Below are 9,163 nucleotides of genomic sequence, written 5' to 3' on the forward strand. Positions count from 1 at the left end.
GCTAACGCTTCTTGCCGATAGGCATCTGAATAACGGGTATAGGATTTTTTCTTCATTGATGTCGTCGATCTTGCCATTGTTCACCTCATCGTAGCGTATTACATTCTTGAGGTGTCCACTGTTACTGGGCAAGATCAATGCCAAGGCATGGCAGGCAACGGACAACGAAGCAGGAACCAGGAAGGCAACAAACTGGGAATCCGCCACTACAATCTCTGATTTAGTGGTCGGAGGATGTCAAGAACTTCTCATGGGCGATTACCAACCATTGGGCAAGCGACAATTAATACCGGGCGGAATCGTGTTTTCAGCGTTATCCAATGTTAAGTAGATAACAAACGTACCACTTGAAGGATCAATGAAGCGATCGATACTGGTAATCTCAGCAGGCATAATTTCCCCTATAGGTTCAATCAGTTCGACGTCTAATACCTCGCCTACTGAGAATCGACCAAATGCATTTAGAGGAAGCACCAGCTCAAGCTCAAGTGGATCCATTTGGACAAGCTGCATAACAGGAGTGTTGTCTATATACTCTCCTTCCTCACTATCTAATGAAGCGATAATGCCTGGAAATGGAGCCTGGATCATGCGATCCGCAATCCTTGCCTCCGCCAAACCCGCCTGCAGCCTAGCCATACTCAATTCAGTATCCATTTCATCACGTTCACTTTCGCTCAAAATGCCTCGCTCTATTAGCCTCTGATTGCGCTGTAGCGTACGCTGTGCGAATGCGACACGAGCAGACTCAAGTGCGAGGCTAGCTTCCTCAACATCGCTATTCAAACTAAACAACACCTGGTCTCTTTCTACCTCTTCACCGCGTTGTACATTTATCGTTTCTAACAGCCCAGGCACTCCACTAGACAACACAGCGGATCTGCTTGGTCCCACCAGGCAGCTGACGGCCTGAATATCTGCGTGAGAAATTGATGGTGCCACGAGCAATGTGGAAACCACGAGAGGAAATGATACTAATGCGCTTATTTTAACCATGCTATCTCCTTTGCCGAGCAGCCCTTCTTCACTCCAGACGACCGCTAAACCCTAATCGTTCACTACTTTTCCAATCAGCTCGCAGCATACGCGCTCGTTGATGAGCATGACGTTTCTCACGCAAACGCTGAGCTTTTTTTTGCCGCTTATAAAGTCCGCCCACGTGTTTATGCCATCCCTGCAGCTCATCCAAGATCGCATCTTCTTCACTGATAGCCCATTCAATCGAACCAGGATCGCCTTGCCTCGCACACCGTCCTTCAATCTGACGATCAATTCTGCCTGCATCATGCAAGCCGGCTGCAATAATGTGTAGCCCACCTAATGCTTTAGCTGCGTCATCAAGTTTTATATCTGTGCCACGTCCAGCTATGCTGGTGGCGATTGTCACTGAACCTGAATACCCAGCGCGAGCTATTACGTCTGCTTCGTTATTATCTTGACGAGCATTTAGTACGTCATGGTGTGGGATGGAATCCACTAGCAGCGCAGATAACTCCTCAGAGTCATTGACGTTAACGGTGGTAATTAAAACAGGCCTACCCTGACTAGACTTCTCTAAGGCTTGCTGAGCTATCCACTCCCAGCGAGAGTGATTGTCCTTAAAGTTATAAATATTGCCTTTTTGACGACGATTTTTTTGATGTGGTGGCACAGGCAAAAAGGGGCGCCCGTAGGTTTGCCACAATTCTTTTTTCACTTCTTTAGCAGTACCGGTCATGCCTGAAAGGTGATGGTAACGGCGAAAGAATCGCTGAAAGGTAATTTGTGCAATTGTCACGTTAGGAGGTGTACGCTCGCACCCTTCCAGAACCTCCAGCAATTGCTGCAAGCCTTTTGCCCAACGCCGATCTGAAAGCACCCTACCATTATGCTCATCAATAATGAGAATTTTGCCATCTCTTACTAAGTAGTGACGGTCTTTAATAATTTGATGTTTAGCGACTAACGCCTGATGCGCCAACCATTCTAGTTTTGCTTTTTCTATTAAATGAAGTTGTCGCGCGCGTCTTTGTACAGCGATTTTATCCGAAAGTACTTCTTTGCCTTTAACAGTTAAGAAAAGAACACCTTTTTCAATATCAAAATGCTCTCCTTTTTTAAATTCTTCTGTCATTTCAAGTGATGCATGAATCAGCGGAAGTCCAAGGTCATGATTCCCGTCATCTTCGGTTGATAGTATTAAGGGGGTTCTCGCTTCGTCGAGCAATACACTATCGGCCTCATCTACAATAGCGAAATGTAGTCCCCGCAGCAAAAGCAGGCGAGTTGACAAGCGACTTTGCAAGTTGGCAGCATGCGCTTGCAAAGGCGACCGTACATTTTCGAAACGTTTCATATCACGTAAATAATCAAAAACAAGCTCTTTACTCGTGCAATACGTAATATCCGCCCGGTACGCTTGTCGACGCTCAGCACTGGACATATCGTGTACAACAGCATGCACATTCAGCCCAAGGCGATCGTAAATGGGCAGCATCAGTTCGGCATCACGTTTGGATAAATAATCGTTCACGGTTACAACATGCACGGGAATGCCTGCCATTGCAGCAGTGGCAGCCGCTAAGGTCGCGGTGAGTGTTTTACCTTCACCTGTTTGCATTTCTGTCATGCAACCACGCATAAGTGACATGCCACCTAATAACTGGACATCTCGGTGCGGCATATGAAGCTCTCGTCGAGCAACCTCTCGTATTAGCGCAAAATTTCTGACCACATTAATAATATTGACACCCGTTTTAAGTAATTGCTGCCTTTGGTCATGTATATACTGATCTAGCGCTCCATCGCTTAAACGATGGAGTTTTTTGCCATAGTAATGTATGAAGGGAAGAAGTGTTTTCAGAGCAAAAAGTGATAGTACTGAAGGCAAATGCACGTGAGCAGTAATCCATGCCCACAGTTGATCTAACCAACTAGGTGGCTGTACCACTTTTTCTGGTCGATCGACACCATTAACAGGATAGCGATTTAGTGCAAACAACATAGTGTTAGCCTAATTTCATCGGTCAAAAAGTGACAAAAAGTTTCGTCTAATATTGTCCCAAAGCCGAAAACCTATGGGGGAAGGCGTATGTATCAGCTTGATAAAAACACGACTGTCGAGCGCTAGGTGCGTCTCTGCGTCTATCAATGAGCTTGCATCAACATCTAATGTGTAATGCTGCCGATAAGCTATAAGCTCTTGAGCCTGCTCGGGATCTAACGCTACTTGTCCTCCCCCCTGCCTAGTAAGGGTTATACTAGGTATATCACGTGTCGCACTCGGTGATATTCCCAGCAGTGCACTTTCAAATTCACGGTTATGCCCCGGCAACTTAAGCTTGACCTCTTGTAGATCGTTAACAATCAAAGGCTGTAAGTGACCGGGCAAGAGCGACCGAATACGCAAATCACTATCTTGAATGACAGTCCCAATCGTTTGGCCACGTGGGATAAACTGGCCAAGATCTATACGCTCTTGATCCAAGTTCACTTGGCCATTTCTTGGACTCACTACGCGTGTCCCTGCAGCTCTTAGCTGCGCGTCCGCAAGCCGATTTTCAATCAAACTTAAATTCTCACGCTCGATGGCAATCGCTTGAGGGTTACGAACAGTTGCCTGCATACGAAACTCTGCCTCTCGCCTCTGACCTTCAAGCCGAGCAACTTCGCTTGTCAGCTCAGGCGCATAAAGGTCAGCCATTAATTGCCCTTCTTCAACACGCTCCCCATCTTCGACCCACCACTGACGCAGCTCGCCAGAAGCGCCGACACGTACATTTGTAGGTTCTCGGCTGTCTACAACGCCATGAACCACCGAAGAGTGAGGCAACGGAATCAGAAATAGAACTGCCACAATTGCGAGCAAAACGCTCACAAGCCAAAGCCAGGCTCGCATTTTGTAGCCTTCAAGTTGCGTGCCCACAACCATCTCCTTCAAGATTTTCAAACTCGGTAGAATTAGCGCCATATAAAGAGACCAAATAGCGAGTATCACACCTATAAAGAAGTAGCTAGTTGCTACAAAAATAGCAATAAACACCATTAAAAACATGCGATATATAAAAGAAGTAACCGCATATAGGACAAGCCAAAAAGACTCTTTGGGAGAATCTGCAGAGCTTGTAGTATCGCGTTTTTTCAATAAGAATCGCTTAATTAGATACCCAAGCTGCTGATTCGCGCGCTGTCCAAAATTAGGAATTTCTAACCAGTCTGATAACACATAATAGGCATCAAAGCGCAAAAGAGGGTTACCGTTAAACAGCAGTGTAGAAATGCCAGCAATGACCATAATGTTAAACATTATCGACCGTAACAGACCTGGCTCAGCTAATAGCCATACCATCATGGCCAGCGCAGCAATAAAAAGCTCAACTAAAATACCTGCAGCACCTACTAACATCCTCTGTCTCTTTTCAGGACATACCGCAGCTGCCGATGCATCAACATAGGGTACAGGAAAAAACACTAAAAACATTACACCAATTTCGTGTACTTCCCCACCCGTATCCTTAGTTGTCCAAGCATGTCCTAGCTCATGAATAACCTTAATAACGGGATAGACCAATGCCATGAGTAAGAGGTTATTAAGGCCTAAAACTCTATCCGCAAGGTTATCTGTTAATGCCCCCCAATGCATCGCCGCTAATACAACTGCAAAGCCAATAACAGCAATCCAGATCAGAGCCCCCCAGATACTTAAGAATGGCCTTACATAAGGATAAGTGGCATTGATAAAGGCATCAGGATCAACAAGCGGAATTTTCACGCCCAGCGGAGAACGTAAGACCTGCTTAATTTTTTTCAGGCGCCCTTGGCGTCTTCGTTGCGAGAGTTCTTCGATATCAATATCGTGATACCCCGCAAGAATATTAGCATGATGTAATTTCGCAATGAGTCCTATCAACTCATCTTGTGTTGGCATCTCATCGCCGATTTCGTAGCTGACATCATCCCAGATGCTTTGCAGCGTAGAGGAGCCATCCAGACGACCAATGACTTGATATGCCTCCGGTGTAAAACGGTGGGCTTGTCCTGTGAGAGCGTCAAATAAAACATACCAAGGCGCACCGCGATAATCGTGACGATGTATGCTGGTATGTTTACGCAGCCGCGGTGCAAGGTGGGAAACACGATGCCATTGATCGCTATAAAGTGAAGCACTCATAAATTACCAAAAACGCCATTTAAGCATTAAGAGCCACTCTCTTAACTCACGAGTCCAAATGCTAATTCGCCGCTGCTCACCAAGAGGCACTCGTCCAATACCCTCCATGCCTGACCGAAAAGCAGCGTCATCGCTTAGTACAATGGCTTCCGCGATAAAATAATTACTTCCCTCACGCTGACGTGTCTCTTGCGTGACACGCTGTATTTCAAACTCAAACTGCCGGTCTGTTAATGCGGCCAGCAACAGTTGACCGCGCTGCCCCTCCTCTATCTCAGACACCCTCGACTCGTTTACAGCCAGCTCTAAGCGATAGCGTCCTTCTGGTGCTATTCGAAACAGCTCTTCTCCTGGACTAACCGCACGACCCAGCTGCTGTGTTAGATCACCCTCCACTATCACCCCATCAAAAGGCGCTTCTAACGTAGATCGCTGCAAACGCGACTCAACAAGCTCTAAATCGGCTTGCGTTTGTGCACGCTGAGCTTCCAAGATATTCAATGAAGCACGATCGCCTTGTGCTCTCAAGTTCTGTGCTTCACTTTCTAACTGCGCTAACCGACTTTGGTGTTGTAATTGCTGTAGACGGAGATCCCGCGTATCCATAAACACCAACCCCTCTCCCGCACTGACGCGGTCACCGGCACGTGCCTGAGCCGCATCAATATATCCCTGAAACGGAGCTGAAATAACGTGCTGAGATTCACTGAGCAAGGTGGCATTTGCCGCTTCATAAGCCGTGCCTGTTGCGAAATAGGCATAGCCTAAAAGGGCAGCCAAGCTAATTGCAGTTAGTTTATAGCCAAGATGTCCTGCGCCGAGCAACGCAGCGAACTGCCCACGTATGGCAACCAGCAGCTTTAATACTAAAGGGCGATCATTGCGTCGCTTTTCTTCGAGCGCACGCACGCTCAACGCCATCACGCTGCTCAATGCTTCAATCTCAGTTGGTGTAAAGGGGCTTTCTCTCTCAATAGTTAGCGCCGCCTTAACACCCGTTTGATCAACGGCTGGTATCGTTAACACATTACTAATATCTGTCATCTCTGACAGGGCAAAGTGAGCACGATTAACGGCAGCCACATCACCTTCAAGCACATGGTCACTTGGCCATACGACTGGGCATCGTTGATCAAGCGCTTCGTCCATTGATGTTTCTGTCGCACGTATGCGATTCATCTTTCGATTAAAATTAGCGCTATGAGAAATGCTAGTAATCTTGGTTCGCGCACCTGAACGCCAACCTAAGCTCACTCGCTCAGCGCGCATGAGCGATGACAACTTGGTTGTCAGCTGTAAGGCTGCAGACGCATAAGTAGGCTGCTCTAAAACAGCAGCCAAAAGCGAAAAAAACTCGCTTTGCTGCCGTGTTGAGGTATGAGCCTTTAGGGCCTCATTGGAAAGACATGCCAACTCTAACCCCGAGGCACAATCTTCCAAATGATACAGAAACGCAGTGAGGTAGCGCTTATTTGACGAGTGAGCTGGTGTCCGATACGCGACATGAAACGCAACGGCACCTATTACTTTGCCACCTCCCTCAGGTGAGCGATCTAAAATAGGATAACCAACACCGTATCTATCCTCGTCTATTGCCACAACAGCGCCTTGCGCAGCCTCTAGCGATTGGCTGGCAACATCAAGTAGCCCTACACCTTCTGCTTGCGCTGGCCACAGCGCTATGGGTTGGTACTGCCCCTCCTGCTCCCATAGCGCGATGCCTTCTACAAGATGCAAATGAACGTGCGAACTGACAAATCTATCAGCTTGAAGCTCTAACCATCGCTGTATTTCATCAGCCTCAGTCATTCGCCACCTTGATTCTTTTGCGGATTAGTCATTTTTTTCCAATTTCGCGCAGCGGACTCACGACGTAGCTTTTCAAGTCTATCTATTGCGTTCGTCTTGTTCCGCTGATGAGCGACCGCTAAGGCAGAAGCACTACTTACTGTGGCAAGCCAACCTGCAGGAAGGCCATCAAGCTCTTCGCTTGTCACAACATCGCTTTCTGGCAGCTCCTCATCTGTAGATAACTCCTCGTCTGTCGCTTCCATTGCTTCCGTTAATGTTCCATCATCCTCTGTCTCTTCTATAATTTCGTCGTCTGGAGCAGGGTTATCTATTTCCAGGGGCTCTTCAGTGCTATCTCCACCAGCTAACTGTCCAGCCGTTACCTCAGCTATTTCTGCCTCTGGAGCATTACGCAGGCTTTCTGTCGCTGCTAGCGCTGTTGCACTCGCGATACTGGAACGTAAGCTTCCTGACTGACGCTCCATCCATGTGTCTATCAAATCTGCAATACTGCTGGATAATCCCCTCGCTTCACTCCCCATTGTGGCAGCAGTGTCGATGACGTTCATCGAGCCAAGCGGCCGAGCTATGATAATAGGCTCTGCCTCTACCAAATCGTCATGCCTATTGGTGGTATACAGCTCTTCAAGTGTGGCTCGAATCAAGTCAACGCGACCGTATGAGACCGTCTCAAAATGCAAAATGCGCTCGCGCTCGTTAGGGGCACTTATTTCAATTTCAAAAAAACCGTAGTCACCCACGAAAGCGTCAGTAGCGAAGTTGGCATCAAAGAGATCTTGACCTGCGCCGCCTATCGCAATGTTGTTGCCACCGTCCGCATAGATTTTATCATTGCCACCTTCATACAGATGTTTAGCATCAACAAAGAGCCGATCCTCCGTTCGGATGACTCGCCCGAAGTCACCGAATAAAATATCGTTTCCATCGCCCCCCCTGATGATGTCATCACCAGCGCCACCGATGAGTATGTCGCGATCCGCGCCGCCGTTAAGGTCATTGTTAGCGCCTAGGCTTGGGTCACCGGATGCCACCCTGATGTAGCGACCTTCATCATCCGCCTCGATCACACCGTCATCACCGATAACAATGGACTCGCCGGCCTTATTGCTTGTTATGTTTGAACCAATCCCTGCAATAACATAATCACGGCCAGAGCCTGTAGCGATATTGTTGTTGCCAGCCGTAGCAGCCACAACATCAAGACTTTGCAATAGGCGTCGAATACTATTTTCACCTTCGATGAGGCCATTGTTGCCTATGACACTGTTATCACCATCACCACTTTCAAGGTCAATGGTGTTGCTACTTTTTCCACCAATTACCCAGTTATCGCCTCCATCGCTGGTGATGATGTCACCATCACCAAATTCGAAATGAGTTGAAGTAAGCTTTTTAACTTCCCCCTGGCCGTCAAACGTAATACGGCCGTTATCACCAATAATGCGATCACTGCCCAGACCTGTTGAGATTTCGTTCTTGCCACTGCCACCTATTGCAAGAACGGTGCCTGCATTAACGCTTATGGTGTCGTTGCCACCTGCCTCAGGCGTAACGCTTTCAATGAGATTAAGCAACCCCGTATCTAGCCAGTTGATTCGGCCGTTATCACCCATCAGTACGTGCTGGCTGTCTTGGTCGGCGTCGGTGATTTCGAGGGTGTCATTACCCACACCGCCAATCCAGGTGACGTTGCCCGCGTTAACAAAGACGTCATCATTACCACCGATGTCAGTCGCTAAGCTTTCGGCACTGACCAGCACACCGTCATCGGTCCAGCCGAGCTGAGCGTTATCACCCATCAGTACGTGCTGGCTGTCTTGGTCGGCGTCGCTGATCGTTAAGGAGTCATCGCCTACACCGCCGATCCAGGTGACGTTGCCCGCGTTAACAAAGACGTCATCATTACCACCAATGTCAGTTGCTAAGCTTTCGGCACTGACCAGCACACCGTCATCGGTCCAGCCAAGCTGGGCGTTGTCGCCCATCAGTACGTGCTGGCTGTCTTGGTCGGCGTCGCTGATCGTTAAGGAGTCATCGCCTACACCGCCGGTCCAGGTGACGTTGCCCGCGTTAACAAAGACGTCATCATTACCACCGATGTTGGTTGCTAAGCTTTCGGCACTGACCAGCACACCGTCATCGGTCCAGCCAAGCTGAGCGTTATCACCCATCAAGACATGCTCGCTACCTTGAGCCGCCTCA

The 9,163-nt window shown here is 48.2% G+C and carries 5 protein-coding genes and 1 pseudogene; all 6 read right to left on the reverse strand.

What is annotated here, in order from left to right; genetic code table 11:
* Window positions 1–207, reverse strand: a 207-nt coding sequence (locus MOY_RS17495) for a hypothetical protein (protein ID WP_009096566.1), incomplete at its 3' end; no start/stop codon positions are given.
* A gap of 51 nt (window positions 208–258) precedes the next feature.
* Entirely contained in the window at window positions 259–996 is a 738-nt protein-coding gene (locus tag MOY_RS03480) for an efflux RND transporter periplasmic adaptor subunit (protein WP_009096568.1), read from the reverse strand.
* A 28-nt stretch (window positions 997–1,024) separates the two neighbouring features.
* Window positions 1,025–2,983, reverse strand: a complete 1,959-nt coding sequence (locus MOY_RS03485; protein WP_009096570.1) for a preprotein translocase subunit SecA — start codon at window positions 2,981–2,983, stop codon at window positions 1,025–1,027.
* A 15-nt stretch (window positions 2,984–2,998) separates the two neighbouring features.
* A complete protein-coding gene (locus tag MOY_RS03490; RefSeq protein WP_009096573.1) occupies window positions 2,999–5,149 on the reverse strand; it encodes an HlyD family efflux transporter periplasmic adaptor subunit in 2,151 nt (716 codons plus the stop codon).
* 3 nt (window positions 5,150–5,152) lie between these two features.
* Window positions 5,153–6,958, reverse strand: coding sequence for an efflux RND transporter periplasmic adaptor subunit (locus MOY_RS03495; protein ID WP_009096574.1), 1,806 nt, complete (start codon window positions 6,956–6,958; stop codon window positions 5,153–5,155).
* Window positions 6,955–9,163, reverse strand: a pseudogene (locus MOY_RS03500) (hypothetical protein); the annotation flags it as partial. The gene MOY_RS03495 and the pseudogene MOY_RS03500, both read right to left, overlap by 4 nt.

The sequence above is a fragment of the Halomonas sp. GFAJ-1 genome, assembly GCF_000236625.2.
Lineage (GTDB): Bacteria > Pseudomonadota > Gammaproteobacteria > Pseudomonadales > Halomonadaceae > Vreelandella.

Coding starts and splice junctions, on each gene's coding strand:
- MOY_RS03480 (WP_009096568.1), bottom strand. CDS start 996: ATGGTTAAAATAAGCGCATTAGTATCATTTCCTCTCGTGGTTTCCACA.
- MOY_RS03485 (WP_009096570.1), bottom strand. CDS start 2,983: ATGTTGTTTGCACTAAATCGCTATCCTGTTAATGGTGTCGATCGACCA.
- MOY_RS03490 (WP_009096573.1), bottom strand. CDS start 5,149: ATGAGTGCTTCACTTTATAGCGATCAATGGCATCGTGTTTCCCACCTT.
- MOY_RS03495 (WP_009096574.1), bottom strand. CDS start 6,958: ATGACTGAGGCTGATGAAATACAGCGATGGTTAGAGCTTCAAGCTGAT.